A 23,777-nucleotide genomic window follows, 5' to 3' on the forward strand; every position below is an offset into this window, starting at 1 on the left:
CATCCGCGTGCGCCGCTACGGCCATCGCGATGTGCCCTACGCCGGCGCGGCCTCGCCCGTGCTGGCGGCGGAATAGGCCATGGACCTGCCGCGCACGCCGTCGTTCCGGCTGGACGGTCGCCGGGCCCTGGTCACCGGGGCGGGGCGAGGCATCGGCCTGGCCGCCGCCGCGGCCCTGGCCGACGCCGGCGCAGCCGTCACCCTGGTCGCCCGCTCGGCCGGTGAGATCGAGGCGGCGGCCGAAGCGATCCGAGAGCAGGGCGGGGCCGCCGAGGCCCTGGTGCTGGACGTCGGCGACGTCGAGGCGGTGAAGGCCGCCATCGCCGACCGTCCGGCCTTCGACATCCTGGTCAACAACGCCGGCACCAACCGCCCCAAGCCGTTCGGCGAGGTCAGCGTCGAAGACTACGACGCCGTGCTCGATCTGAACCTGAAGGCCGCCTTCTTCGTCGCCCAGGCCGTCGCCGGGCGGATGGTGGAGCAGGGCGCCAAGGGCTCGATCATCCACATGACCTCGCAGATGGGCCATGTCGGCGGGCCCAACCGCACCCTCTACTGCGCCAGCAAGTGGGCGCTGGAGGGCCTCTCCAAGGCCATGGCGCTGGACCTGGCCCCGCACGGCATCCGGGTCAACACCATCGCCCCGACCTTCATCGAGACCCCGCTGACGAGGCCGTTTTTCGAGGACCCGGCGTTCCTGCAAAGCGTGCTCGCCAAGATCAAGCTCGGGCGCCTCGGCCAGGTCGAGGACCTGATGGGCGCCGTCGTCTTCCTCGCCTCCGACGCCAGCGCCCTGATGACCGGCTCGTCGCTGGTGGTCGATGGCGGCTGGACGGCCGATTGAGGGGCTCGACAGCCTCCGCCCGGCTGCGCTAGGCCTCGCACTACCAGTGCGGGCATGGCGAAACTGGTAGACGCAGCGGACTTAAAATCCGCCGGCCGCAAGGCCTTGCCGGTTCGACCCCGGCTGCCCGCACCAGCTTTTTCAGCGATCCTGGGCTGCTTGTGCGCCAGCGCACAGATGAGCGCGGCGACTCTCGCGAGGTCGGGCGCGCGTTCGTTTCCACTCCACACTGTCGGACGCCGGCCGGCTCGCGCGTCCCAGCCCGGGCCGGCCACCCTCGCTCAGCGGCGAGCCTGTTTCCTCCGCCGCCAGGCCAGCGCCGCCAGTCCGATGGCGAAGGCCACGAGTTCGGCGTAGCTCCACAGGTAGTAGGCCGAGAAGAAGCCCCACTGCATCAGCGAGCGGTCGAGGGCGAAGGCGACGTGGGTCAGGACGATCAGCAGCTGGAAGGCGGCCATGAACAGCAGCCAGATCCGGCGGTCGAAGAGGGCCAGGCTGCCCAGCACGCCGAGATAGACGAGGTCGACCGCGAAGATGCCCCACTGCGGGATGCGGTGGTCGTCGATCTCCAGGGCGGCCGAGCCGACCCAGGCGATGATGGTGGCGATCGCCAGGCCGCGTTCCATGCGGCCGCCGATCCACAGGGCGACGCCGCAGATGACGAACATGGCGCCGGCGCCCAGCTGGGTCGGCAGGATTGAGAACAAGGCGGCCCCCGAACGTGTCCGGGGGCCATTGTCGCGGTGAATCGCGGGATCGGCAAAGGGGCGAAGGGGGCGCTGGGGCCTCAGGCCGACTTCACCACTTCCAGCTGGCCCCGGGTGGAGTCGGGCTCTTCCTTGTCGCCGCCGCCCACCAGGGTGACGCGGCGCAGGCCGATCTGGTCCTTGGCGTCGGACAGGGCGCCGTGGGCGGCGATCAGGGAGCGGCGGACGTCGGCCAGGCCCGAGGCGGCCACCATCACGTGGTCGACGGCCTGCTGGCCCACCCCGGCGGCGACCCGGGCCTGGAGGCGGGCGCGGGGCATGGCGGCGATCAGCTCGCCCATGGCGGCCAGGGTGTTGTCGACGGCCTCCTCGGCGGTGAACAGGCGGGTGGCGAGATGCTCGGCGACGATGCGGCGGTTCATGTGGAGTTCCCCTCGAAAGGTCCGGCGGCTTCGGCGGGCCGCGATCCGGACGTTGAGCGAAGGCGCCGGCGGGCGCCTTCTGGGGAAAGGCGGCCTCAGCCGTGGCGCAGGTTCTGGAAGAGCTCGACCACCTGGCGGGCGCTGAGCAGCCCGCCGATCAGCATGGCGAAGCCGAGCGCGATGGCCAGGACGGCCAGCAGGCGGAAGGCGGGGGTCAGAGCATGGTCGAATCCTCCGCGCATTTCTCGCGGAAGCTCTCGTCCAGCACCGTGGCGGTGATGGTCAGGATCTCCCTCAGCACCATCTCGGGCGGCTTGGCGGCCGCTTCCTTGCGGATCGCCGAGACCAGGTCGGTCACCAGCGGGGCCAGTTCCGGCGGGGCCAGGTCGGTCAGCTGGCGCTGCAGCTGCGACCAGCCGAAGGGCGGGACCGGCGGCTCGGGGGGCAGGGGCGGCCAGGCCTGTTCGAAGGCGGTCACCGCCTGCCTGATCTGGCGGGCCTTCCACACCAGCATGCCCAGGCGATGCTCCTGCAGGCTGACTGGGGCGGGGGTGTTCTGGTCGGATGTCACGGTCGTCGTAGGCCTCGGTTTTACGCAAGGACGACGGTGGCGAGGCCGGCGGGGCGCCCGCCAGTCCGATTGGGTCGGGGTGGTATCGAGTCCCATAGTCGGCGGGCGGGGCGCCTGGGGGAGCGAGGGGGGGATCGATTCCCCGTTCATGCTCGCTCAGCACCCGGGCCGCGGCCCGGCGGCCGTTGACGCCCAGCTTGCGGCAGGCGCTTTCCACCAGGGCGTCGGCGCGCGATTTGGAGACCCCCATCAGCGGGCCGATCTCCTTGGAAAGCCTGTGTTCGCTGACCAGGCGCAGGGCTTCGCGCTCGCGTTTGGTCAGAAGTTCGAGGCCGGCGGCGGGATTGGAAGGCGTGTCCATGGGGGCGAGCGAATCGGCTCCACTCGATCTAGGGATGAAGTGCGTTGCGGCGCGGGGCGGCCACGCCGATAGATAGCCGAGTTCTTTGATTTTCGGACATGCCTAGATGACGACAGCCGGCCCGGATCCCATCGACCTCGCCGTCGGAACGCGCATTCGTATTCGTCGTCGCTACCTGAAAATCAGCCAGGACGAGCTGGCCGAGGCCCTGGGCCTGACCTTCCAGCAGATCCAGAAGTACGAGCGCGGGGAGAACCGCGTGTCGGCCTCGATGCTGGTGCGCATCGCCGCCCGGCTCGAGACCTCGGTCGCCACCCTGGTGGGCGAGGACGCCCCCGCCGAGGAGAGCGCCGGCATGCTGGCGGCCCTGACCCTGCCGGGCGCGCTGGACCTGCTGAGCGCCTACGCCCAGGCCGGTCCCAAGACCCAGCGGGCGATGGTGGGCCTGGCCCAGGCCATGATCGAGGCCGGCGAGGAGGATTAGAGTTCCGACCTGATTGCATCAGGCCGGAAATCTAATTCTTTGTTTTAACGCATTTTCTTCACGCGAACCGGAATCCACTTCGCTCGAAAATGCTTTAGGCCTCCAGCCGCTCCACGCCCGTGACGCCGAGGTCGGCGAGGGCCTTTTCCAGTTCGACCGCGGCGGCCTCGACCTCGGCGGGATCGCGGCCGCGGATGACGAGGCTGGCGCCGTAGACGTCGGGCAGGGCGAAGAACGGATAGCTGCCGATCGACAGGTCCGGATGGGCTTTGGCGACGGCTTCCAGCGGGGCTGCGATCGTGCCCTCGCCGGTGCCGGTGACGCGGACGGTCGTGGCGACCACCACGGCGCCGGTGCGCAGGCGCGGGCCGACGTCGTCGAGCATGCCGCGCATGATCGCCGGCACGCCGGCCAGCACGAAGACGTTTTCCTTCTGGAAGCCGGGCGGGCCCTGGACGGGGTTCTTCACCAGGGTTCCGCCCTCGGGCACGTGCGCCATGCGGCGGCGGGCGGCGTTGGGCTCGCCCCAGCGCTCGCGCAGCAGGGCCATGATCTCGGGGTGCTCGGGGGCCGTGACGCCGAACGCCTTGGCCACCGAGTCGGCGGTGATGTCGTCGTGCGTCGGGCCGATGCCGCCGGTGGTGATCACGTAGTCGTACTTGGTGCGCAGGGCGTTGACCGCCTCGACGATCTCCTGCTCGACGTCGGGCACCACGCGCGCCTCGGCCAGGTCGACGCCGTAGGTCGCCAGGTACTTGGCGATGGCGTTCAGGTTCACGTCCTGGGTGCGGCCCGACAGGATCTCGTCGCCGATGATCAGCACCGCCGCCGTCACCCGATCCTTGCTGGCCGTCATGGTCGCCGTCCCCTAAACGCTATCCTGGATAGCTACTCGACTTAGGCTTCGCATGCTCCTGCCGCAACCGCTTACCCACGGCCGCATCGTCCAGCGCTACAAGCGCTTCTTCGTCGATCTGGTGCTGGACGACGGGCGGGAGGCGACCGCGCACTGTCCGAACTCCGGGGCCATGCTGGGGGTGAACCTGCCGGGGCAGGGGGCGTGGGTGTCGTTCTCCGATGATCCCAAGCGCAAGCTGGCCTGGACGCTGCAGCTGGTCGAGGCGGCGGGGGCGGACGGGACAGGCCTGGTCGGCGTCAACACCATGCTGCCCAACAAGCTGGTCGCCGAGGCCCTGGCGAACGGGGTGATCCCCGAACTGACGGGCTACGCCAACGTGCGGCCGGAGGTGAAGTACGCCGCCGCCAGCCGGGTGGACTTCCTGCTCACCGATCCGGACCGGCCGCCGTGCTGGCTGGAGGTCAAGAACGTCCACCTGTCGCGCTCGCCCGGCCTGGCCGAGTTCCCCGACTGCAAGGCCGCCCGCTCGACCCGCCACCTGGAGGACCTGGCCGCCCAGGTCGCCGAGGGCCACCGGGCGGTGGCGCTGTTTGTCGTGCAGCGCGAGGACTGCGAGGATTTCCAGGCCTGCCGCGAACTGGATCCGGCCTTCGCGCGCGGCCTCGACGTGGCGGCCGAGGCGGGGGTGGAGATCTTGGTCTGGGCGTGTGCGATGAGCACCGAAGAGATCCGGATCGCGCGGCCGATCGTCTGGAAGCGGTGAGGCGCTCCCTCCCCCTCGATGGGGGAGGGCCGGGGTGGGGGTGGCTACGGCGGTTGGGTTAGCGCTCTTTTCTGAACCGCTGTCACCCCCATCCCCGGCCCTTCCCCCATCAAAGGGGGAAGGGAGAGGAGCGCGCGCCGTGCCCCAGTTGAACTTTCGTGCTATAGTCGCGACATAAGCCCGACCGACATTTGTTCCTGGCGCTCCCCCGCGTGACGCGCCCCGTTTGAGATTGAGCCGCCCATGACCCTCGACGACGCCTTCGAGATCGAGACAGAGACCCGCACGGGCGAGATCAAGATTCACAAGCCGGAAGACTTCGAAGGCATGCGCAAGGCCGGCCGTCTGGCCGCCGAGTGCCTGGACATGCTGATCCCGCACGTGGTTCCGGGCGTCTCGACCGACCACCTGGACACGCTGGCCCGCGAGTTCATTCTCGACAACGGCGCCCTGCCGGCATGCCTGTTCTATCGCGGCTATCCCAAGACGGTCTGCATCTCGCGCAACCACGTGGTCTGTCACGGCATCCCGGGCGACTGGACCCTGCGCGAGGGCGACATCGCCAATATCGACGTCACCGTCATCGTCGACGGCTGGCACGGCGACACCTCGCGGATGTACGGCGTCGGCGAGGTCGGGCCGCGCGCCCGCCGCCTCGTGGACATCACCTATGAAAGCCTGGCTCGCGGTCTGGCGGTGGTGAAGCCGGGCGCGACCCTGGGCGACATCGGCCACGCCATCCAGAGCTACGTCGAGGCCCAGCGTTGCAGCGTCGTGCGCGACTTCTGCGGCCACGGCCTGGGCAAGGTGTTCCACGACTCGCCCAACATCCTGCACTTCGGCCGCCCCGGTCAGGGCGCGGTGCTGAAGGCCGGCATGTTCTTCACCATCGAGCCGATGGTGAACCTGGGCAAGCCGGCGGTGAAGGTGCTGGGCGACGGCTGGACGGCCGTGACCCGCGACAAGTCGCTGTCGTCGCAGTGCGAGCACTCGATCGGCGTGACGGAAGACGGCTGCGAGGTGTTCACCGCCTCGCCGACGGGTCTGTTCCAGCCGCCGATGCAGGGCGTCTGAGGCGCTTGAGTCCTTCGAGGCGCGGCCGGATCGCCTGAGCCCGCACCCTTACGGGTGCGAAGCCACTAGGCGAAACTGACATTTCAGCTTACCTATCAGTCCGAAGACAACCTTCGGGAGCGGTTTCGTGCGCCAGCCTTCGCCCTTGCGGGCCCCTGACGACGGTGTCGCCGGCGGCGCGCGGTCGCGCATGCTGGTGCTGGACGTCTGCTCGTCGTCGGGGCTGGAGGACTGGTCGCCCGACCTGCAGAAGGCCAAGGTCTACGAGAAGATCCTGCTCGACCTGATCCTGGGCGAGCTGGCGCCCGGCGCGCGGCTGGACGAGCAGTCGCTGGCGGCGCGCTATGACGCAGGGCTCGCCGGGGTGCGCGACGCCCTGGGCCGGCTGGCGCTGGAGGGCCTGGTCATCCGCCGCGCCCGCTCGGGCACCACGGTGGCGCCGCTGGATCTGGTGGACCTGCGCCAGGGCTACGAAGCCCGGGCCCTGATCGAGCCGCACTGCGCGGGCCTGGCCGCCCGCCACGCCTCCAAGGCCGACATCGCCGCCATCAAGGCCGTGTTCGACGGGGCCGAGGACGCCGCCCGGGCGCGCGACCTGCCGGCCCTGGTGGCCATGGACCAGCGCTTCCACGCCGCCGTCGCCCGCGCCTCGGGCAACCTGGCTTTGGCCCGGATCCTGATCCCCCTGCAGCACAAGGCCGCCCGCTTCTGGGTGTTCTCGTTCGGCGGGGCCACCGAGGCCGAGCTGATGGCCGACATCGAGCAGCACCGCGAGGTCGCCGACGTCATCGCCAGCGGCGACGTCGAGGCCTCGAAGGCGGCGATGATCCGCATCCTCAGCATTACTCCCGAGGCCGTGCAGCGGCCGCAGGTGGAGGCTTAACGCGCCGTCCTTAGCCCTCCCCCTTGATGGGGGAGGGTTGGGTGGGGGTGGTTGCGACGTTGGAAGCCGCGCGCTGCCGCCTGCTCAGCAGATCACCCCCATCCCCGACCCTTCCCCCATCAAGGGGAAGGGGGCTTTTCGGCGCGCGCCTTCCATCCAGTCCAGATTTGGACTATATTCGGATCTGGATGGAGGGCCCGCATGCCTGTCGCCAAGCGCAAACCTGTCGAAGTCGCCGCCGGTTCGGCCGTGCTGGACCTGTCGCGCTTCTCGCCGGCCAACCGCCGTCGGCTGAGCGGGCCGGGGCTGCGCACCTTCCTGGCCATCGCCGACCTGTGGGACCTGTCCGAAGACCAGCGCCTGCTGGTGCTGGGCCTGCCGTCGCGCTCGACCTACTACAACTGGGTGAAGGCGGTGCGGGAGCATCGCGACGTCACGCTGGACCTCGACATGCTGACCCGCATCTCGGCGGTGCTGGGCGTGCACCAGGCCCTGGGCGTGCTGCATGCGGGCGAGCGGGAGGCGGTCGCCTGGCTGCGGACGCCGCACACGGCCCCGCTGTTCGGCGGCCGCCCGCCGCTGGACGTGCTGACCTGCGGAACCCAGGACGGCCTGATCAGCGTGCGCCGCTTCCTCGATGCGGCGCGGGGCGGGCTCTACATGCCGCCGGGCGATCTCGACCGCGACTTCCGTCCCTACGACGACGCCGAGATCGTCTTCTCGTGAGCGAGGCCTACGCGCCGGCGCCGCAGCCCAGCTATCGGCTGATCCCGTCGCGCTTTCCGCCGATCGGCCTGTTCGACACGGTGGCGACGGCGGCCGATCTCGACGCGGTGATGGACCTGGCCGGCTGGACCAACGATCGCCTGGTGGCCGAGCGCGTGGCGCGCCTGCCGATCGATGAGCGGGTCCATGGCCGAACCAACGCCAGCATCGTCATGGCGTCGTTCCTGCACGTCGCGCCCAATGGCATGCGGTTCAACGGCCCGGATCTGGGCGCCTGGTACGCCGCCGCCCGGCTGACGACGGCGGTGGCCGAGGTGGCCCACCACCTGCGGCGCGAGGCGGTCGCCACGGGAGCGGAGGCCCTCAGCCGCCAGTACCGGGTCTATTCGGCCAGGCTGGAGGGCGACTATCTCGACATCCGGGGCCAGCAGGCGGCGCGGCCCGAGGTCTACGCCAGCGACGACTATGCGGCTGGCCAGGTGTTGGGCGAGGCCGTGCGCGCTTCGGGCGGGGCGGGGATCCTGTTCGACAGCCTGCGCCACGCGGGCGGGATCAATGTCGTCGCCCACCGTCCCCGCAACGTCCACGACGTGACCCAGGGCGACCACTACGAACTGCGGGTCGAGGCCGCGTCGCGCCGGATCGAGGCCCGGCGCCTGGCTGCCTGAAGGCCTGGCTGTGGCCGGCGGGCGACAGCCCGCGGAACGTCTCGCCAACTGTGAGGCTTTCTCGACACAGGGCTTTGGCAATTCGTTCTAAAATGTCAGAAGAGATTTTGACGAACGTCAAGCCATCCCCATTTGGTGCGGCGAGGCGGGGCCGAAGGCGCCGCTTCCCGGAGCCTGCCGCATGTCTCGTCGCCTCGCCCTTCTCGCCACCGTCGCCTCCATGGGCGCCTTCGCCGGCCTCGCCGCCGTCTCCTCGGCGCGGGCGGCCGACCAGCTGACGGAAGTCGACGCGGTGGTGGTGACGGCCCGCGACCGCAACGCCGGCCTGCTGGAAAAGCAGCCCAACGACACGGTGTTCGGCCTGGACAAGCCGCTGATCGAGACGCCGCGCTCGGCCAGCTTCGTCTCGGGCCTGACCCTGCAGCGCTACGGCGTCGAGACTATCGACGACCTGACGGCGGTGTCGCCGGGGACCTACACGGCCAGCTTCTACGGCGTGCCCGGGGCGCTCAACATCCGCGGCACCCTGGCCGAAAACTACTTCCGCGGCTTCAAGCGCGTCGAGAACCGCGGCACCTATGCGACGCCGATCGGGGCGGCCGAGCAGATCCAGATCGTGCGCGGCCCGCCGACCCCGATCTACGGCTCGGGCAAGGTCGGCGGCATGCTGAACTTCATCCCGAAGTCCGGGAAGGGCGAGGGCGGCTATCTGGAAAAGCCCGAGGGCGAGATCACGCTCACCTACGGCAGCTACAACAAGAAGGACGCCACGGCCCAGGTCGGCCTGCCCGTCGAGGCCGGCCAGGTGATCGGCGGCGTCCACCTCTATGGCGAGGTCGAGGACAGCCACAGCTTCTATCATGGTATCTATCCCAGGCGGCAGACGGGCCAGGTCTCGGCCGATTTCGACCTGGGCGGCGGCTGGAGCGTGGCGCTGGGCGGCATGATCTATCGCTCGCAGGGGGACGTGCAGACCTCGGGCTGGAACCGCCTGACCCAGGACCTGATCGACAACGGAACCTATGTCACCGGCCGCGACACCAGCCTGGTCGACAGCGACGGCAACGGCCGGCTGACGCCCAGCGAGATCGGCTACTACCCCTACGCCAGCGCGCTGTACCTGGCCTATTTCGGTTCTCCGACGACGGACGCGGCCCACACGCTGGACACCGGGGTGGGCACGACCAAGCTGTCGCCGCGCACGGTCTATGTCTCGGCCGCCGACTTCTCGAAGACGGCGACCAACACCCTCTATTTCGACATCGGCCGCAAGCTGTCGCCCGACAGCTCGGTCAAGCTGCAGCTGTTCTACGACTCCCTGGAGAACAAGCGCTTCGTCTCCTACGGCTATCCGGCCTGGTTCGACAGCGACGTCTGGGAGGCCCGCCTGACCTGGGACTTCCGCAACGAGGCCTTCGACGGCGCGGTGCGGGCCCAGTCGTTCGTCGGCGCCTCCTATCGGGCCTTCGACGGCCGGCGGCGCGAGAGCTTCAACAGCGGCCTGATCGCCTTGGACCGCCGGGACCTGTCGTACGGCGCCACGGCGACCGACATCATCGGCAGTCCGTTCAATCCTGGCGACGGCGTTCAATGGGAGAACGACAACCACTCCAAGTGGACGCAGGCCGGCGTGTTCTTCACCACCGACATTTCCCTGGGCGAGCGCCTGAACCTGATGTTGGGCGGTCGCTACGACGACTACGACGTCACGTCGGAGGATGTCGGCTATCTGTCCTACACTGTCGCCGGCGTGCAGAAGGCGGCCAAGGGCAAGGGGACCTATACGGTCAGCGTCAGCTACAAGGCGCCCTTCGGGCTGATGCCCTACATGACCTACGCGAAGGCTTCGGCGCTCGAGATGAGCCAGGCGGGCGACATCGCCCCGGGCCTCGTGGCCGACGCCAGCGACGCCTGGCTGTCGGACAGCGACCTGGCCGAGGCGGGCGTGAAGTTCCAGTGGCTGAAGGGCACGCTGATCGGCTCGCTGGCCGGCTATCGCCAGAACCGCACCCAGCTGACCGGCATCAAAGCCACGCCGACCGGTACGCGCGCCAAGGGCCTCGAGCTGGAGGTGCGCTGGCTGGCCAGCGACCACTTCAGCTTCACCTTCTCGGGCAACAGCCAGCACACGACGGTGAAGGGGCCGGACAAGTCGTTCCAGTACATTCCCGTCTACACGGCCGGCGTCAGCGGCGTGGACGGCTATGGCGGGGCCTATCTGGTCTGGGATTTCACCAGCATCCGGCCGGGCGACTACGACTACACCCTGATCCCGAAATCGGTGGTCAGCCTGTACGGCGCCTACGCGTCGGACCAGCACGACTGGGGCAAGGTCTTCGCCACGCTCGGCGTGACGCATGTGACCAAGACCTCGGGCACGGTGCCCGGCGCGCCGGTCTATCCGGCCTATGCCGTGGCCAGCGGCTCGGTCGCCTACGAGTACGGCCCCTATACGGCCACGCTGAACATCGACAACCTGTTCGACGAGCTCTACTTCACGCCCGTCGCCGACACCTACGCCAACCTCGCCGCCTTGCCCGGCAAGGGGCGGGAGTGGCGGGTCACCCTCGCGAGGCGCTTCTGATGGCCCACGTCCGGATCCAGCATCGCCCCTGGCTGCTGCTGGGCGCCTTTTCTCTGCTGCTGTTCCTGATCACCGCGGCGACCTATTCGTCGCTGGGCGTGGTCATTCCGGCCATGGTTCCGGAGCTGGGCTGGAGCTGGGAGCACGCCTTCCTCGGCTTCTCGATCATGGGCGTGGCCACCGGCGCCTCGTCCTGGCTGCCGACCCTGCTGATCCGACGCTGGGGCGTGCGCGCGACCCTGGTGGCCGGCGCGGCCGTGATGGCCGGGGGGCTGGCGCTGATGGCCAATGTCCACGGCCTGCCGGCCTATTTCCTGGCCACGGCGCTGCTGGGCGTCGGCTTCCAGGCGGCGGCCCTGATCCCTGGCACCTACGTGCTGTCGGCGATCTTCCGCCAGCGGGCCATGCCGTTCGGCATCTACTTCACCTGCGGCGCCCTGGGCGGCGTGGCCGGGCCGCTGATGGTGCTGGCCAGCCAGGGCGCCTTCGACGGCCACTGGCGAGTCTATTGGGCGCTGCAGGCGCTGGCCATCGGCGTGCTGGGCCTGCTCTGCGCGGCCGTTGTCGGCGGACCCAAGTGGCTGGAGGAAGCGGGCCGGGCCATGGACCGCCTGACCGCCGCCGACGCCAAGGCCGCGCCGGCCCATCCGCGCGTCTTCCGCACCGACCACGACTGGAGCGTCCGCGACGCCGTGCGGACCCCGCAGTTCGCCATCCTGGTGGCGGCCTATTTCAGCCACCTGCTGGCCGGGGTGACCGCCGCCAGCCTGACCCAGGCCCACCTGACCCAGCTGGGCGTGGCCGGCGTCGTGGCGGCCGGCGCGCTGAGCGCCGAAGGCCTGATGCAGGTCGTGGCGCGTCTGGCCGGCGGCGCCGTCGGTGATCGGGTCGATCCCCGCTGGCTGCTGGCCCTGGCGCAAGGCCTGCTGGTCGTGGGCCTGCTGGCCCTGTCGCGGGCCACGACCCTGCCGCTGCAAGCCCTCTACGCCGTCGGCGTGGGCCTGGGCTTTGGCCTCACCGTGCTGGCCGTCAGCCTGCTGCTGCTCAACTATTTCGGCCGCCGCAACAACGTCGAGCTCTTCTCGCTGGTCTGCCTGGTGGGCGCGGTCTCGGCGGCGGGGCCGTTCATCGGCGGCTTCATGCGCGACCGGCTGGGGGGCTTCACCCAGACCTTCGAGCTGTTCGCGGCCCTGACCGCGGTGGTGTTCGTCGCGGCCCTGATGATGCGCCCGCCCAAGCCGCGTCTCGCGGCGGCGGAGACGGAGGTCGTCCCGGCGCCCTGATACCGCACGCCGATACCTCGTCCCGGGGTCTCGCTACGTCACCCTTTTGGTCTATGGTCGCCGCCGACTCGCCAGCAGGGCGAGCACGGCGGGAGGCGAGCATGGGGCGCGAGGACGGACGCAAGGAGTTCGGCGTCTTCCTGCCCGTGGCCAATGGCGGCTGGATCGTCTCGAAGACGACGCCGCCGCTGGACGGCCTCTACGCCCAGAACCGCGCCGCCGCCGTGCTGGCCGACGAGATCGGCCTGGACTTCATCATGTCGATGGCCAAGTTCCGCGGCTTCGGCGGCGAGACCGACCATTGGGGCGCGGCGCTGGAATCGGTGACCCTGATGGCCGCCCTGGCCGAGGCCACCAGCCGCGTGAAGATCTGGGCCACCCTGCATCCGCTGCTGCAGAACCCGGCCGTGGCCGCCAAGATGGTCGCCACCCTCGACCATATCAGCGGCGGCCGGGCGGGGCTCAACATCGTCGCCGGCGCCTATCGCGACGAGTTCGCCCAGATGAGCGCCTGGGACGACACGCTGAGCCACGACGACCGCTATGAACTGGCCGAGGAATGGACCCGCCTGGTCAAGCGCCTCTGGACCGAGGACAGCGTCAGCCACGAGGGGCGGTTCTTCACGCTGAACGACTGCCGATCCAAGCCCAAGCCGATCAGCGCGCCGCGACCGGATCTGATCTGCGCCGGCGTCTCCGAGCGCGGCTTTTCCTTCGCCGTCGCCGAGGCGGACGCCTGCTTCATCGGCGGCGAGGACGAGGCGGCCCTGCGCGAGGCCAGCCGTCGGGCCAAGGCGCGGGCTGCCGAGCTGGGCAAGGCTGTCCGCACCTACGCCATGTGCACCGTGGTCCATGCGGCGACCGACGCGGAGGCCGAAGCCCTGGCCGACCACTATCGCGACGGGGTGGACATGACGGCGGTCACCACCATGTTGTCGAACTGGGGCGTGCCCCCCGAGCGCCTGGCGCAGACCGCCGCGCGCCAGGGGGCGTTCATGACCCGGACGGTGATCGGCGCGCCGGCGACCTGCGGGGCGCGGATCCGCGACCTGGTCGAAACCTGCGAACTGGACGGGCTGATGCTGATCTTCCCCGACTACGAGGCCGGTCTTTCCATGTTCGGCGCCGAGATCCTGCCGGGCCTGCGGGAGGCCTATCCTTGAACACGGCCCCCATCCGCGCCGACGACGGCCTTTCGACCTGGATCGCGCCGGCGCGCACGGCGCTGCTGGTCGTCGACATGCAGGTGGACTTCGCCGCGCCCGACGGCGTGATCGGCCGGTTCGGCGTCGACCTGTCGGCGGTGGAAGCCGCCCTGGACGCGGCCGGGCGCCTGGTCGAGTCGGCCCGGGCGGCCGGCGCGCCGGTGGTGTTCGTCGGCCTGGAGACGACGCCGCAGACCGACGCCCCCACCTTGCTGGAGCGCATGCGCCGGCGGGGCGGCGATCCTGAGATCGAGCGGGCCATCTGCCGGGCGGGAACGCCGGGCGCGGACTTCTACGGTCCGGTCCCGGGACCGGGCGAGCTGGTGGTGCGCAAGCCGCGCTACAGCGCCTTCGTCGGCACCGATCTCGACGCGCGGCTGCGGGCGCGGGGCGTCGATACGCTGGTGGTCTGCGGCCTGACGACCGAGTGCTGCGTCGACAGCACCGTGCGCGACGCCTTCCATCGCGACTACCACGTCTTCGTGGCCAGCGACGCCTGCGCCGCCTACGAGCCCGACCTGCACGAGGGCGCGCTGAAGAGCCTGGGGCTGAGCTTCGCCCTGCTGGAGACCGCGTCCGAGATCCAGGCGGCCTGGGGCGGCTAGCCCCGGCGAAGTTGTTCCAAGTAAACGGGCCCAGTAAACGGGCAAAGAAAAAGCCGCCCGGGCGAACCCGGGCGGCTGATCCTTTACCGAAGGGCCTTGGCTTAGAAAGCGGCCTTCAGCGAGACGGCGATGCGCGACTTGTAGATGTCGCCGAAGTCATGCTCGCTGGTGTCCCAGTAGCGGACGTCCAGGCCGAGCTTGTCGGTCAGGGCGTAGCCGACGCCGACGTTCCAGGTGGTGTAGTCGGCGGCGTCTTCGACCGATTGCTTGCCCAGGGCGGCGCTCAGCGAGAACTTGTCGTTCAGCGGCACCGAGCCGTTGACTTCGACGTAGGTGGCGGTGCCCAGGTCGCCCGGCCATTCCGGCGAGACGTAGGCGGCGGCGCCGAGGGTGACCTTGCCGAACGGCTTGGACACTGCGGCCTTCAGTTCGGTGTAGCTAAACTTGCCGGGGGTCAGGCCCTTGTCTTCGACGTAGCCGTAGTACAGCACGCCGAAGTCGAACGACACGTCGCCGACGGTCGGCTTGATGCCGCCGTACAGATCGACTTCCACCGACGGATCATCGGTGCCGAAATCGACGTTCGAAGCCCAGACGCCGGCGTAGCCGATGCCGTAGCCGAGATCGACGCCGCCGAACACTTGCGGGTCTTCCTGGGTTTGGCTCACGCCGCGGAACACGTAGTCGCTGGCGATGCCGACATTGTACGAGAGGCTGACTTCTTGGGCCATGGCGGCGCCGCCGAGGGCGACCGTCGCGGCGGCGGCCGCCAGCGAAAGCTTGAAGAACTTCATCCGTGCTATCCCCTTTTTTGTTAGCCCGCCGGGAGTTTGCTCCCAACCTGTGCGGCGCCTGCAAGCGCGTCAGTTCACAAGCCAGGATTAACTGCGGGCCGTGCTCTAGTTGCAATCAGCTAGGCGACAGCGCCAGCGATAAGAACAAGGGTCGTCCAAAACTTGGGCATGTGTGACGAATTTGCTTCATAAGCAGCTTCCTAGGCCACAGTTGTCGCCAGGTGGATGTTTAGCGCTTAACTGCGGCTTCAGCGCATCGCCATCGTCGCGGCCCCCAGGTGCAGGCCGGCGTCGACCAGCAGGGTCTCGCCGGTGACGTGGCGGGAGGCGGGCGAGGCCAGGAACACGGCGGCGCCGGCCACGTCCTCGGCGCTGGAGGCGACCTGCAGCGGGGTGGCGGCCGCCGCGCCGGCCCGCAGGCGCTCGATCTTCTCCTCGTCCATGGCCTTGCCGAACCACGGGGTGTCGATGAAGCCCGGGCAGACGGCGTTGACCCGGATCCGTGGGGCCAGGGCGCGGGCCAGCGACAGGGTCATGGTCGTCATCGCGCCCTTGGAGGCGGCGTAGGGCACCGACGAGCCGTTGCCCATGACGCCGGCGATCGAGCTGGTGTTGACCACGGCGCCGGGGCGGGGCGCCGCCTCCAGCAGGCTGCGGGCGGCGCGCACCATCTGGAAGGCGCCGACCACGTTGACCGAATAGAGCCGCAGGAAGTCGTCGGCGTTCACGGCGTCGAGGTCGGCGTGGCGCGGGGAGAACTTGGTCACGCCAGCGTTGTTGAACAGGGCGTCGATGCGACCCGAGGGCGCGGCGGCCTCGACGATCCGTCGGCAGTCGGCGTCGTCGGCGACGTCGCCCCTGGCCAGAACCGCGCGGGCGCCGAGAGCCTCGACCTGGCGGGCGGTCTCCTCGGCCTCCTGGGCGCTGCTGGCGAAATTGACCACCACCAGGGCCGCGCCGCGACGGGCGGTCTCGACCGCCATCGCCCGCCCCAGGCCCGTGGACGCGCCGGTGACCACCACCGAAAAGCCGTCGAAGTCGCGACCCGTCATCCGTTTCCTCCTGCGTTCGAACGCTTGTTTGCGACACCGTAACCGGCGCGCGGGCGCTTGTCTCGCCGGGGGCGGAGGCCTAAATCGCGACCATGACCGAACTTTCCGTGACCCAACTGGGCCAGACCGTCTCCGCGCCGGAGAGCCCCGAGGCCGCCGTGCTCGAGGCCGTGCCCAATCCGCAGAACGACGTGCTGTACCTGGCCCGCTTCGTGGCCCCCGAATTCACCTCGCTGTGCCCGGTGACCGGCCAGCCGGACTTTGCGCACCTGGTGATCGACTACGCGCCGGGCGACTGGCTGATAGAGAGCAAGTCGCTGAAGCTCTATCTGACCAGCTTCCGCAACCACGGCTCGTTCCACGAGGACTGCACCGTGAAGGTGGGCCGCAAGATCGTCGAGGTCGCCAAGCCCCGCTGGCTGCGCATCGGCGGCTACTGGTACCCGCGCGGCGGCATCCCGATCGACGTCTTCTGGCAGACCGGCCCGGCGCCGGAAGGCCTGTGGGTGCCCGAGCAGGGCGTGCCGGCCTATCGCGGCCGGGGGTGATTACCCGTTTCCCTCTCCCCTTGCGGGAGAGGGTGGCCTCCCGGAGGGAGGTCGGGTGAGGGGTCTCTCAAAAGCAAGACGCCGCGACAGCCGATCAGCTGTCGCGGCGTTTTTCGTCTGTGCCACCCCTCATCCGTCAGCTTCGCTGACACCTTCTCCCGCAAGGGGAGAAGGAACTACGCCGTCCACTCGCTGGTGATCGCCGCCACGTCCGGGCGCACGCGTTCCTGCGGCTGTTCGGCGCTCGTGCCGATGTAGAGGAAGCCGGCGACCTGCTCGCCCTCGGCGACGCCGAGGATCTCAAGCGCCCGCTCGTCGAAGCTGTACCAGTCGGTGATCCAGTTGGCGCCGTAGCCCATGGCCGAGGCGGCCAGCAGCAGCTGGGTGCAGACCGCGCCGGCGCTCATCACCTGCTCCCATTTCGGCACCTCGTCCGACAGCGGGCGGGCGATCACCACCACGGCCAGGGGCGGGGTGGTCAGCTTGCGCATGGCGGCCGTGGCCTTGACCGGATTGGCCTGGTCGGCGGCCAGGGGCGCGATCTTCTCGGCGAAGGCGGCCTTGGCCTGCCCGCGCAGCAGCACGAACCGCCAGGGGGCGAGTTTGCCGTGGTCGGGCACGCGGACGGCCAGGCGCAGCAGGTCGGAGATTTCGTCCTCGCTGGGGCCGGGCGCGACCAGGGCCATGGCCGAAGCCGAGCGACGCCGGGCCAGGAAGGCCAGCACCTCGGGCGCCGGTTCGATGGCGATCGGTTCGCCGAATTCGGGGGCGGGGGGAACGGAACCGGCCAAGACGATCTCCTGAAAGCGCGCTACAGAAAACGTCACCTATGGCCCCGCCCTGGTTCAGACAAGTCGAGAGCTCATGTCCGACGATCCAATCTGGCTGAAGCCGCACGGAAAACCCTGGGGCGTGACCAGCGCCAAGGTCGTCTACGGCAATCCCTGGATCGAGGTGACGGAGTACCAGACCATCGCGCCGACGGGCCGGCCGGCGCTGTACGGCAAGGTGTCGTTCAAGAACCAGGCGATCGGCATCGTGCCGCTGCACGCCGACGGCACGGTGACCCTGGTCGGCCAGGCCCGCTTTCCGCGTGGCAACTATAGCTGGGAGATCCCCGAGGGCGGCGCGCCGATGCACGAGAACCCGCTCGACGGGGCCAAGCGCGAACTGGCCGAGGAGGTCGGCTTGGTCGCCGCCGACTGGCGGCTGATCCTCGAGCTGGAGCTTTCAAACTCGATCAGCGACGAGTTCGCCCACGGCTTCCTGGCCATGGACCTGTCGCCGACCAAGACCGCTCCCGACGACACCGAGGACCTGGCCGTGGCCCGCGTGCCGTTCCAGGAAGCGCTGAACGCGGCGGTCACTGGGCGGATGCCGGACTCGTTGACGGTGGCGTTACTGCTCCGGGTGCACCATATGGCGTCCGTGGGCGAGCTGCCGGCCGATCTGGCGGCGCTGGTCCTCCAGCCCCTGCCTTCGGAAGGGGCTGGCAATCTTTGAAGTTTGGAGCATTTCCCTCGGAAATGCTCCTGGCTCGCTGAGTAGGGCGGGCGTCGTTCGGCTAGGGCGTTTTGAATAAATATGCTCTAGTCTCCGCTGGGAAGGGAGAGCCCCGTGGCCAAGCATCTTGAAGTCGTGACCGAGCGCGCCGCGCCGCCCGTGTGGGCCGCCCTGCGCAACCAGGCCGAACACGCCGCCAAGGCCGAGCCGGCCCTGGCCTCGCTGCTCAACGCCGTGATCCTCAGCCATGACAACCTGGCCGACGCCCTGACCTTCCAGCTGGCCCGCAAGCTCGGCGACCAGGAAATGCGGGCCATGACCGCCCGCGAGTTCGCCGCCGAGGCCTTCGAGAGCGATCCGGCCCTCGTCGCCGCGGCCGAGGCCGACCTGCGCGCCGTGTTCGAGCGGGACCCGGCCACCAAGGGCTACGTCCAGCCCTTCCTGTTCTTCAAGGGTTTCCTGGCCCTGCAGACCCACCGCGTGTCGCACTGGCTGTGGGAAAACAATCGCGAGACCCTGGCCTTCTACCTGCAGAGCCGCGCCAGCGAGGTCTTCCAGGTCGACATCCACCCGGCCTCGCGCGTCGGGGCGGGCGTGTTCATCGACCACGGCACCGGCATCGTCATCGGCGAGACGGCGGTGGTCGGCGACGACGTCTCGATGCTGCACGGCGTGACCCTGGGCGGGACCGGCGCCGAGCGCGGCGACCGCCATCCCAAGATCGGCAAGGGCGTGCTGCTGGGCGCGGGCGCCAAGGTGCTGGGCAACATCACCGTCGGCGAATACGCCAAGGTCGCTTCTGGCTCGGTGGTGCTCAAGCCCATTCCCCCGCACTGCACCGCCGCCGGCGTGCCGGCCCGCCTGGTCAACTGCCCCACCTGCGAAGAGCCGGCCCGGACCATGGACCACACCCTGGCCGACGTGGTGTACGACTACGTGATCTGAGGGCTAGAAGACGCCCGCGCTCCGCAGGGCCTGGGCTCCGGCCAGGGTCCGGCGGATGGCGGCGCCCAATTCGGTTTCGTCGTAGCGCTCGGTCGCATGGACGCTGAAGCCGGGGTGCAGGCCCTTGCGGGGAAAGGCGTCGATCGTGACGCTGCTGGACCCGCCTTGGACGATGACCATGAAGCATCGTTCCTCGAAGCCCTTTACCGAGCGCTCCTTGGAAGCCTTGAACGCCGCCCAGTCGGCGGCCTTGTGATCGCGCATGTCGCTCGGGCTGTCGGGCGAGAACCGCAGCAGGTGTTCGCGCACGCAGGCGCCGATCTCGCGATCGGGTGACCCGATGTCGAGAATGGCCACCGGTCCGGTGTCGCTGATGCCCGCGACGGCGGTGACGATCAGGCGCTTGCCGTCATGCAGATAGAGCCGGGCCTGGGTGTCGCGCCCGACGTCCCGGCGTTTGCGCGCCGCGAGGATGTAGAAGGTTTGCTCGATGGTCGGATCGTTCAGCGGATCGTAGTCGCCGAGCACCTTGCGAGGCTTGAACAGGTCTGGCCACTTCATCTTCGGATTCCGTTCGCCGCGCTGGCGTATCCTAGAGGCAAGGTGGCTGAGCGGCCAAGCTTCAGCGGCAGGCCACTAGCCGCGCTGTCTCCAGCCTCGGCGCCGGCTTGGCCGTCATGCCGTAGATCGCCAGCGCCCACAGCGCCGCGACAGCCGCCCATTGCGCCGATGTGATTTTCCGCCGCGTGTCCATGCCTGCGCTTATCCGGCGGTTGCGGCCGCGCGGCTAACGACTTATCGGTCGAGGTCTGTGAGGTTTCGTCACATGGCTCGACGTCCGCTGCCGCCGCTGAACGCCCTGCGCGCCTTCGAGGCCTTCGGCCGGCGCGGCCGCATGACCCTGGCCGCCGACGAGCTGTGCGTCACCCACGGGGCCGTCAGCCGCCAGATCCGCCAGCTCGAGGACCATCTGGGCGTCGCCCTGACTGAGGGGCCGCGCAATCGCCTCGTCATGACCGAGGCCGGGCTGAAGCTGGCCGAGGGCCTGACCCGGGCCTTCGACATCCTCGACGAGACCGTGCCGCGCCCGCCCGAGGACGAGCCCCGGCCCACCGTGGTCTCCTGCCTGCCGACCTTCGCCATGAAGTGGCTGATCCCGCGCCTGCCGGACTTTCTTGAGCGGTTTCCAGACACGCCGGTGCGGGTGGCCGAGTCCAACGGGCCGTTCGATTTCCGCGCCGACGGCGTGGACCTGGCGATCCGGATGCGCGATCCCGGCGCGCCGTCGTCGGCGGACGCCGAGGCGACGCCGTTCCTGGAGACCTTTGTCGGGCCGGTCGTCGCGCCGGAGCTGGCCGTGCGCGTCCGGACGGCGGCGGACCTTGCGGCCCTGCCGCGCCTGCACACCCGCACCTACCTGCACAGCTGGGACCAGTGGGCGAAGGCCGCGGGTCTCGACCTGCCGGCGCCGGGCCTGGTGCGGGAGTTCGACCACTACTTCTACATGATCGAGGCCGCCGCCGCCGGCCTGGGCGCGGCGGTCGTGCCCTACGCCTTCGCCGAGCGGGACCTGGCGGCGGGACGTCTGGTGGCGCCGCTGGGCATGGCGGCCGAACCGACGCTGCTGTGCGCCCTGACGCCCAGGACCGGCGCCTCGCGCGGGGCCCGGCGCTTTCGCGACTGGCTCGTGGAGCAGGGGCGGGCGACCGCGCCGCCGCCGTTTTCTCAACAGGCCTGAGCCGGTTCGCGCGCAAAAGGCCTTACACTTTGCGCCCGGGACCTCTAGTTTCCCGCCATTCCGCCCCACGGGGGCGAAAGCCCAATAACAAGATCAGGAGCCCCCCGTGGACGCCGCCGCCATCGCCAAGCTCGAAGCCCACCTGAAGCGCACCTTCGGCAACCCGCACATCGCCGTGAAGGCCCGTCCGAAGCAGAAGGACTCCGCCGAGGTCGAAGTGAAGGGCGAATTCATCGGCGTCCTCTTCCAGGACGAAGACGAGGACGGCTCGTACATGTTCGAGATGGCCATCCTGGCCGAAGACCTCGAATAGCTTATTCGCCCGACCGGGCACGCAAAGCGGCCGCTCCGATTTCGTCGGGGCGGCCGTTTTCTTTTGGGCTTATCCTCACCCCGTAAAATCCCCGCGAAAGCGGGGACCCAGGCTTTTTCTGAACGCGTGGTGCTCGACGATAAAACACCTGGGTCCCCGCTTTCGCGGGGATTTTACGGTGGAGGAGGCTGGCTCAGACCGCCATCGCCTTGACCTCGCGGCGGATCAGCAGCGAGGCGCCGGCCGCGATCAGGCCGGCGACGCCGGCGATGACGAAGGCCTGGACGTACTGGCCCTGGGCCGCGCGGATCAGGCCCGCGCCGACGGCCGCCGTCGCCGCGCCGAGCTGGTGGCCGGCGGCGATCCAGCCGAACACGATCGGACCGTCGCGGTCGCCGAAGGCCTGGGTGGCCAGGCGGGCGGTCGGCGGCACCGTGGCGATCCAGTCCAGGCCGTAGAACACCGCGAACACCGACAGGCTGACGATCGAGAAGTCCGAATAGGGCAGGTAGATCAGCGAGAGGCCGCGCAGGGCGTAGTAGACGAAGAGCAGCTTGCGCGGGTCGTAGCGGTCGGTCAGCCAGCCCGACGCCGTCGTGCCGAAGAGGTCGAACAGGCCCATCAACGCCAGCAGGCCGGCGGCGCGGACCTCGGGCATGCCCCGGTCGCCGCAGAAGGCGATCATGTGCACGCCGATCAGGCCGTTGGTGGTCAGGCCGCAGATGAAGAAGCCTAGGAACAGCAGCCAGAAGGTGCGGGTCTTGCCGGCGCGGGCCAGGGCTCCGAAGGCGCCGGCCAGGGCGCCCGTGGCCGAGCCGCGCGGCGGCTCCATCCAGTCCTCGCCCGCGCCGAACGGCTTGTGGCCGATGTCGGCCGGGCGCTCGGGGATCAGTAGCCAGGCGATCGGGGCCATGATCGCGGCGACGGCGGCGACGGTCAGCACCACGGGCCGCCAGCCGCCGTGCTCGGCGATGAAGGCCATGGCCGGCAGGAAGATCAGCGAGCCGGTGGCCGTGGCGGCGGTCAGCAGGCCCAGCATCAGGCCGCGCCGCTCGACGAACCAGCGATTGACGATGGTCGCGCCCAGCACCATGGCCACAGCCCCGCTGCCGAAGCCCGCCAGCACGCCCCAGGTGGCGACGTAGTGCCAGCTCTGGGTCATGAAGGCCGAAAGCCCGGTGGAGACGGCCATCAACACGAGGGCCAGGCTGACCGTCTTGCGCACGCCGAACGACTGCATCAGGGCGGCGGCGAACGGACCCGTCAGGCCATAGAGGAAGATGCCGATGGCGGCGGCCAGCGAGATCGAGCCGCGATCCCAGCCGAAGCTCTTTTCCAGCGGCAGGATCAGCACGCCCGGCGCGGCCCGCAGGCCGGCGGCGGCCAGCAGGGCCAGGAAGGTCACGCCGGCCACCACGAAGGCGTAGTTGCGGCCGAAGGGGCGGCGGATCGCGGCCATGTCAGGCTCCAAGCGGAAAATGTAACCGATCGGTACGGGTCTTGATGGCGTTGTACGTACCGGTTAGTAACATCGTCAAGAGGCCTTCTTACCGATGACGAAAACCGACGCCGACCAACCCCTCCACCTCCAGCCCTACGCGCCGGCGGCGCGGGCGGCCGAGAAGATCTTCGAGACGGCCCGCGACCTGTTCTATCGCGAGGGCATCCGCGCCGTGGGCGTGGACGAGATCGTCAGCAAGGCGGGCGTGACCAAGCCCAGCCTCTATCGCAGCTTCAAGTCCAAGGACGACCTGGTCGCCGCTGTGCTGCGCGAGGTGGAAGAGGGCTTCTGGGACCGCTTCAAGTCGGCGGAGGATGCGTTTCCCGGCGACCCCAAGGCCCAGATGGTCGCCTATTTCGAGGGGCTGGCGGCGCGGTCGGTCGGCGACGACTATCGCGGCTGCGCGCTGAGCAACGCGGCGGTGGAATATCCCGATCGCCAGCACGTCGGCCGGATGGTCTCGCAGACCCACAAGGAAGACCTGCGCCGGCGACTGCGGGCCAAGGCGGTGGAGATGGGCGCGCGCGATCCCGCAGCCCTGGGCGACGCCTTCCTGCTGCTGATCGAGGGCGTCTTCACCTCCAGCCAGATGTTCGACGGCGACGACAAGCCGGCCATGGCCAGCGTCGGCGCCGTGAAGGCCCTGATCGCCGCCTATTGCCCATGAGCCATCCCCTCGACCGCCCTGTCTGGTCCAGCCTGACCGGCCGGCAGGCGCACCTGGCGATCGCCAAGGAGGGCGCGCTGCGGATGGATCCGCGCTTCGGCCTGTTCGCCGCCATCGCGGATGAGACGCCGGAGAGCCTGGCTGCCCTGGGCGAGCTCGTCGGCGAGCATGGAAACAGCGGCCTGGTCGAGCTTTCTCCGCCGCCGCCGATCCCTGGGACGGCGGTGGTCTCCAGCGCCCTCTGCTGGCAGATGGCGGCGTCGGCGATCACCCCGCTCAAGCCCGTCGATTTCGAGATCGTCGCCCTGACCGAAGCCGACGCGGCCGAAATGCTGGCCCTGGCCACGCTGACCAAGCCCGGGCCGTTCTTCTCGCGCACCCACGAACTGGGCGAGTTCGTCGGGGTGAAGGTCGGCGGCGAACTGGCGGCGATGGCCGGCGAACGGATGCGGCCCGACGGCTTCACCGAGGTCAGCGGCGTTTGCACCCACCCAGACTTCCGGGGGCAGGGCTACGCCGCCGGGCTGATGGCGCACGTGGCCGGCAAGATCCTGGCGCGGGGCGAGACGCCGTTCCTGCACAGCTACGCCGACAACGCCGGGGCCAATGCGCTCTACCGGGCCTTGGGCTTCGAGCGGCGGGCGGACGTCTGGTTCACCGTGCTGGCGGCGGAATGA

General features: G+C 69.6%; 28 protein-coding genes, 1 tRNA gene and 1 pseudogene. 19 read left to right on the forward strand and 11 right to left on the reverse strand.

The features are described from left to right. The first annotated feature begins 79 nt into the window (after positions 1–79). The gene (locus AC1RRS_RS24480) at positions 80–844 is read left to right on the forward strand and encodes an SDR family NAD(P)-dependent oxidoreductase (protein WP_492857447.1); all 765 of its coding nucleotides are present in this window, start codon (positions 80–82) and stop codon (positions 842–844) included. Positions 845–892: 48 nt separating this feature from the next. Then, positions 893–979 (forward strand) — tRNA-Leu (locus AC1RRS_RS24485). A gap of 146 nt (positions 980–1,125) precedes the next feature. Here the strand turns inward: AC1RRS_RS24485 and AC1RRS_RS24490 are convergent. The 5 genes and pseudogenes from AC1RRS_RS24490 to AC1RRS_RS24510 form a co-directional block, all read right to left on the reverse strand. After that, positions 1,126–1,551 (reverse strand): hypothetical protein, encoded by a 426-nt coding sequence (locus AC1RRS_RS24490; RefSeq protein ID WP_492857448.1) that lies wholly within the window; start codon positions 1,549–1,551, stop codon positions 1,126–1,128. Positions 1,552–1,631: 80 nt separating this feature from the next. Continuing rightward, on the reverse strand, positions 1,632–1,973 hold the full coding sequence (locus AC1RRS_RS24495) for a hypothetical protein (protein ID WP_110121678.1): 342 nt from the start codon (positions 1,971–1,973) through the stop codon (positions 1,632–1,634). Between the two features lie 95 nt (positions 1,974–2,068). Continuing rightward, a complete protein-coding gene (locus AC1RRS_RS24500) occupies positions 2,069–2,215 on the reverse strand; it encodes a hypothetical protein (RefSeq protein WP_199228593.1) in 147 nt (48 codons plus the stop codon). Then, the gene (locus AC1RRS_RS24505) at positions 2,188–2,544 is read right to left on the reverse strand and encodes a hypothetical protein (RefSeq protein WP_487291748.1); all 357 of its coding nucleotides are present in this window, start codon (positions 2,542–2,544) and stop codon (positions 2,188–2,190) included. The genes AC1RRS_RS24500 and AC1RRS_RS24505 overlap by 28 nt, the downstream gene beginning before the upstream one ends. A 172-nt stretch (positions 2,545–2,716) precedes the next feature. Next, a pseudogene (locus AC1RRS_RS24510) lies at positions 2,717–2,905 on the reverse strand (LuxR C-terminal-related transcriptional regulator); the annotation flags it as partial. A gap of 106 nt (positions 2,906–3,011) precedes the next feature. Here AC1RRS_RS24510 and AC1RRS_RS24515 point away from each other — a divergent pair. Next, entirely contained in the window at positions 3,012–3,389 is a 378-nt protein-coding gene (locus AC1RRS_RS24515; protein ID WP_487291747.1) for a helix-turn-helix domain-containing protein, read from the forward strand. A 94-nt stretch (positions 3,390–3,483) separates the two neighbouring features. Here the strand turns inward: AC1RRS_RS24515 and AC1RRS_RS24520 are convergent, their stop codons facing one another. Beyond that, entirely contained in the window at positions 3,484–4,245 is a 762-nt protein-coding gene (locus AC1RRS_RS24520; protein ID WP_492857449.1) for a competence/damage-inducible protein A, read from the reverse strand. A 52-nt stretch (positions 4,246–4,297) separates the two neighbouring features. Here AC1RRS_RS24520 and sfsA point away from each other — a divergent pair, with 52 nt between their 5' ends. From sfsA to AC1RRS_RS24565, 9 genes are all read left to right on the forward strand, one after another. Continuing rightward, positions 4,298–5,011 carry a DNA/RNA nuclease SfsA gene (gene sfsA, locus AC1RRS_RS24525; protein ID WP_492857450.1) on the forward strand — a complete coding sequence of 238 codons (714 nt, stop codon included), beginning with the start codon at positions 4,298–4,300 and terminating at the stop codon, positions 5,009–5,011. 243 nt (positions 5,012–5,254) lie between these two features. Then, complete coding sequence (gene map, locus AC1RRS_RS24530) at positions 5,255–6,085, forward strand: type I methionyl aminopeptidase (RefSeq protein WP_492857451.1); 831 nt, start codon at positions 5,255–5,257, stop codon at positions 6,083–6,085. A gap of 190 nt (positions 6,086–6,275) precedes the next feature. Further along, positions 6,276–6,968, forward strand: a complete 693-nt coding sequence (locus tag AC1RRS_RS24535) for a GntR family transcriptional regulator (protein ID WP_492857476.1) — start codon at positions 6,276–6,278, stop codon at positions 6,966–6,968. A 201-nt stretch (positions 6,969–7,169) separates the two neighbouring features. Continuing rightward, positions 7,170–7,694: an antitoxin Xre/MbcA/ParS toxin-binding domain-containing protein gene (locus AC1RRS_RS24540; protein ID WP_492857452.1), complete on the forward strand. Its 525-nt coding sequence runs from the start codon at positions 7,170–7,172 to the stop codon at positions 7,692–7,694. After that, positions 7,691–8,362, forward strand: a complete 672-nt coding sequence (locus AC1RRS_RS24545; protein ID WP_492857453.1) for an RES family NAD+ phosphorylase — start codon at positions 7,691–7,693, stop codon at positions 8,360–8,362. Before AC1RRS_RS24540 ends, AC1RRS_RS24545 begins: the two co-directional genes overlap by 4 nt. 181 nt (positions 8,363–8,543) lie before the next feature. Next, positions 8,544–10,946, forward strand: coding sequence for a TonB-dependent siderophore receptor (locus AC1RRS_RS24550; RefSeq protein WP_492857454.1), 2,403 nt, complete (start codon positions 8,544–8,546; stop codon positions 10,944–10,946). After that, positions 10,946–12,229, forward strand: coding sequence for an MFS transporter (locus AC1RRS_RS24555; RefSeq protein WP_492857455.1), 1,284 nt, complete (start codon positions 10,946–10,948; stop codon positions 12,227–12,229). The genes AC1RRS_RS24550 and AC1RRS_RS24555 overlap by 1 nt, the downstream gene beginning before the upstream one ends. Before the next feature lie 101 nt (positions 12,230–12,330). Continuing rightward, positions 12,331–13,392 (forward strand): LLM class flavin-dependent oxidoreductase, encoded by a 1,062-nt coding sequence (locus AC1RRS_RS24560; RefSeq protein WP_492857456.1) that lies wholly within the window; start codon positions 12,331–12,333, stop codon positions 13,390–13,392. Beyond that, positions 13,389–14,039, forward strand: a complete 651-nt coding sequence (locus AC1RRS_RS24565; RefSeq protein WP_492857457.1) for a cysteine hydrolase family protein — start codon at positions 13,389–13,391, stop codon at positions 14,037–14,039. Before AC1RRS_RS24560 ends, AC1RRS_RS24565 begins: the two co-directional genes overlap by 4 nt. A 101-nt stretch (positions 14,040–14,140) precedes the next feature. Here the strand turns inward: AC1RRS_RS24565 and AC1RRS_RS24570 are convergent, their stop codons facing one another. Beyond that, positions 14,141–14,833: a TorF family putative porin gene (locus AC1RRS_RS24570; protein ID WP_487291737.1), complete on the reverse strand. Its 693-nt coding sequence runs from the start codon at positions 14,831–14,833 to the stop codon at positions 14,141–14,143. Between the two features lie 248 nt (positions 14,834–15,081). Beyond that, a complete protein-coding gene (locus AC1RRS_RS24575) occupies positions 15,082–15,885 on the reverse strand; it encodes an SDR family NAD(P)-dependent oxidoreductase (RefSeq protein WP_492857458.1) in 804 nt (267 codons plus the stop codon). 92 nt (positions 15,886–15,977) lie between these two features. Here AC1RRS_RS24575 and queF point away from each other — a divergent pair, with 92 nt between their 5' ends. After that, positions 15,978–16,433: a preQ(1) synthase gene (gene queF / locus AC1RRS_RS24580; protein WP_110121693.1), complete on the forward strand. Its 456-nt coding sequence runs from the start codon at positions 15,978–15,980 to the stop codon at positions 16,431–16,433. A gap of 176 nt (positions 16,434–16,609) precedes the next feature. On the opposite strand, the gene AC1RRS_RS24585 is transcribed toward queF, so the two are convergent. Continuing rightward, positions 16,610–17,224, reverse strand: a complete 615-nt coding sequence (locus AC1RRS_RS24585; protein ID WP_492857459.1) for a nitroreductase family protein — start codon at positions 17,222–17,224, stop codon at positions 16,610–16,612. Positions 17,225–17,297: 73 nt separating this feature from the next. Between AC1RRS_RS24585 and AC1RRS_RS24590 the strand changes: the two genes are divergently transcribed. After that, positions 17,298–17,936, forward strand: a complete 639-nt coding sequence (locus AC1RRS_RS24590; RefSeq protein WP_492857460.1) for an NUDIX domain-containing protein — start codon at positions 17,298–17,300, stop codon at positions 17,934–17,936. Between the two features lie 114 nt (positions 17,937–18,050). Beyond that, the gene (gene cysE / locus AC1RRS_RS24595; RefSeq protein ID WP_110120676.1) at positions 18,051–18,881 is read left to right on the forward strand and encodes a serine O-acetyltransferase; all 831 of its coding nucleotides are present in this window, start codon (positions 18,051–18,053) and stop codon (positions 18,879–18,881) included. Positions 18,882–18,884: 3 nt separating this feature from the next. Here cysE and AC1RRS_RS24600 read toward each other — a convergent pair whose 3' ends face one another. Then, on the reverse strand, positions 18,885–19,442 hold the full coding sequence (locus AC1RRS_RS24600; RefSeq protein WP_492857461.1) for a hypothetical protein: 558 nt from the start codon (positions 19,440–19,442) through the stop codon (positions 18,885–18,887). Positions 19,443–19,707: 265 nt separating this feature from the next. Here AC1RRS_RS24600 and AC1RRS_RS24605 point away from each other — a divergent pair, with 265 nt between their 5' ends. Both AC1RRS_RS24605 and AC1RRS_RS24610 read left to right on the forward strand, forming a co-directional pair. Beyond that, entirely contained in the window at positions 19,708–20,619 is a 912-nt protein-coding gene (locus AC1RRS_RS24605) for a LysR substrate-binding domain-containing protein (protein WP_492857462.1), read from the forward strand. A gap of 106 nt (positions 20,620–20,725) precedes the next feature. Beyond that, positions 20,726–20,932 (forward strand): DUF3126 family protein, encoded by a 207-nt coding sequence (locus AC1RRS_RS24610; protein WP_110120674.1) that lies wholly within the window; start codon positions 20,726–20,728, stop codon positions 20,930–20,932. Between the two features lie 193 nt (positions 20,933–21,125). Here the strand turns inward: AC1RRS_RS24610 and AC1RRS_RS24615 are convergent, their stop codons facing one another. Next, positions 21,126–22,391 carry an MFS transporter gene (locus tag AC1RRS_RS24615; RefSeq protein ID WP_492857463.1) on the reverse strand — a complete coding sequence of 422 codons (1,266 nt, stop codon included), beginning with the start codon at positions 22,389–22,391 and terminating at the stop codon, positions 21,126–21,128. A gap of 94 nt (positions 22,392–22,485) precedes the next feature. Here AC1RRS_RS24615 and AC1RRS_RS24620 point away from each other — a divergent pair, with 94 nt between their 5' ends. Both AC1RRS_RS24620 and AC1RRS_RS24625 read left to right on the forward strand, forming a co-directional pair. Beyond that, positions 22,486–23,100, forward strand: a complete 615-nt coding sequence (locus tag AC1RRS_RS24620) for a TetR/AcrR family transcriptional regulator (protein ID WP_492857464.1) — start codon at positions 22,486–22,488, stop codon at positions 23,098–23,100. Next, complete coding sequence (locus tag AC1RRS_RS24625) at positions 23,097–23,777, forward strand: GNAT family N-acetyltransferase (RefSeq protein WP_492857465.1); 681 nt, start codon at positions 23,097–23,099, stop codon at positions 23,775–23,777. Before AC1RRS_RS24620 ends, AC1RRS_RS24625 begins: the two co-directional genes overlap by 4 nt.

The sequence above is a fragment of the Caulobacter sp. GW821-FHT12A07 genome, assembly GCF_058807655.1.

Coding starts and splice junctions, on each gene's coding strand:
- sfsA (WP_492857450.1), top strand. CDS start 4,298: ATGCTCCTGCCGCAACCGCTTACCCACGGCCGCATCGTCCAGCGCTAC.
- AC1RRS_RS24520 (WP_492857449.1), bottom strand. CDS start 4,245: ATGACGGCCAGCAAGGATCGGGTGACGGCGGCGGTGCTGATCATCGGC.
- AC1RRS_RS24615 (WP_492857463.1), bottom strand. CDS start 22,391: ATGGCCGCGATCCGCCGCCCCTTCGGCCGCAACTACGCCTTCGTGGTG.
- queF (WP_110121693.1), top strand. CDS start 15,978: ATGACCGAACTTTCCGTGACCCAACTGGGCCAGACCGTCTCCGCGCCG.
- AC1RRS_RS24620 (WP_492857464.1), top strand. CDS start 22,486: ATGACGAAAACCGACGCCGACCAACCCCTCCACCTCCAGCCCTACGCG.
- AC1RRS_RS24570 (WP_487291737.1), bottom strand. CDS start 14,833: ATGAAGTTCTTCAAGCTTTCGCTGGCGGCCGCCGCCGCGACGGTCGCC.
- AC1RRS_RS24605 (WP_492857462.1), top strand. CDS start 19,708: ATGGCTCGACGTCCGCTGCCGCCGCTGAACGCCCTGCGCGCCTTCGAG.
- AC1RRS_RS24535 (WP_492857476.1), top strand. CDS start 6,276: ATGCTGGTGCTGGACGTCTGCTCGTCGTCGGGGCTGGAGGACTGGTCG.
- AC1RRS_RS24560 (WP_492857456.1), top strand. CDS start 12,331: ATGGGGCGCGAGGACGGACGCAAGGAGTTCGGCGTCTTCCTGCCCGTG.
- AC1RRS_RS24600 (WP_492857461.1), bottom strand. CDS start 19,442: ATGAAGTGGCCAGACCTGTTCAAGCCTCGCAAGGTGCTCGGCGACTAC.
- AC1RRS_RS24515 (WP_487291747.1), top strand. CDS start 3,012: ATGACGACAGCCGGCCCGGATCCCATCGACCTCGCCGTCGGAACGCGC.
- map (WP_492857451.1), top strand. CDS start 5,255: ATGACCCTCGACGACGCCTTCGAGATCGAGACAGAGACCCGCACGGGC.
- AC1RRS_RS24550 (WP_492857454.1), top strand. CDS start 8,544: ATGTCTCGTCGCCTCGCCCTTCTCGCCACCGTCGCCTCCATGGGCGCC.
- AC1RRS_RS24625 (WP_492857465.1), top strand. CDS start 23,097: ATGAGCCATCCCCTCGACCGCCCTGTCTGGTCCAGCCTGACCGGCCGG.
- AC1RRS_RS24495 (WP_110121678.1), bottom strand. CDS start 1,973: ATGAACCGCCGCATCGTCGCCGAGCATCTCGCCACCCGCCTGTTCACC.
- AC1RRS_RS24480 (WP_492857447.1), top strand. CDS start 80: ATGGACCTGCCGCGCACGCCGTCGTTCCGGCTGGACGGTCGCCGGGCC.
- AC1RRS_RS24500 (WP_199228593.1), bottom strand. CDS start 2,215: ATGCGCGGAGGATTCGACCATGCTCTGACCCCCGCCTTCCGCCTGCTG.
- AC1RRS_RS24575 (WP_492857458.1), bottom strand. CDS start 15,885: ATGACGGGTCGCGACTTCGACGGCTTTTCGGTGGTGGTCACCGGCGCG.
- AC1RRS_RS24555 (WP_492857455.1), top strand. CDS start 10,946: ATGGCCCACGTCCGGATCCAGCATCGCCCCTGGCTGCTGCTGGGCGCC.
- AC1RRS_RS24540 (WP_492857452.1), top strand. CDS start 7,170: ATGCCTGTCGCCAAGCGCAAACCTGTCGAAGTCGCCGCCGGTTCGGCC.
- AC1RRS_RS24590 (WP_492857460.1), top strand. CDS start 17,298: ATGTCCGACGATCCAATCTGGCTGAAGCCGCACGGAAAACCCTGGGGC.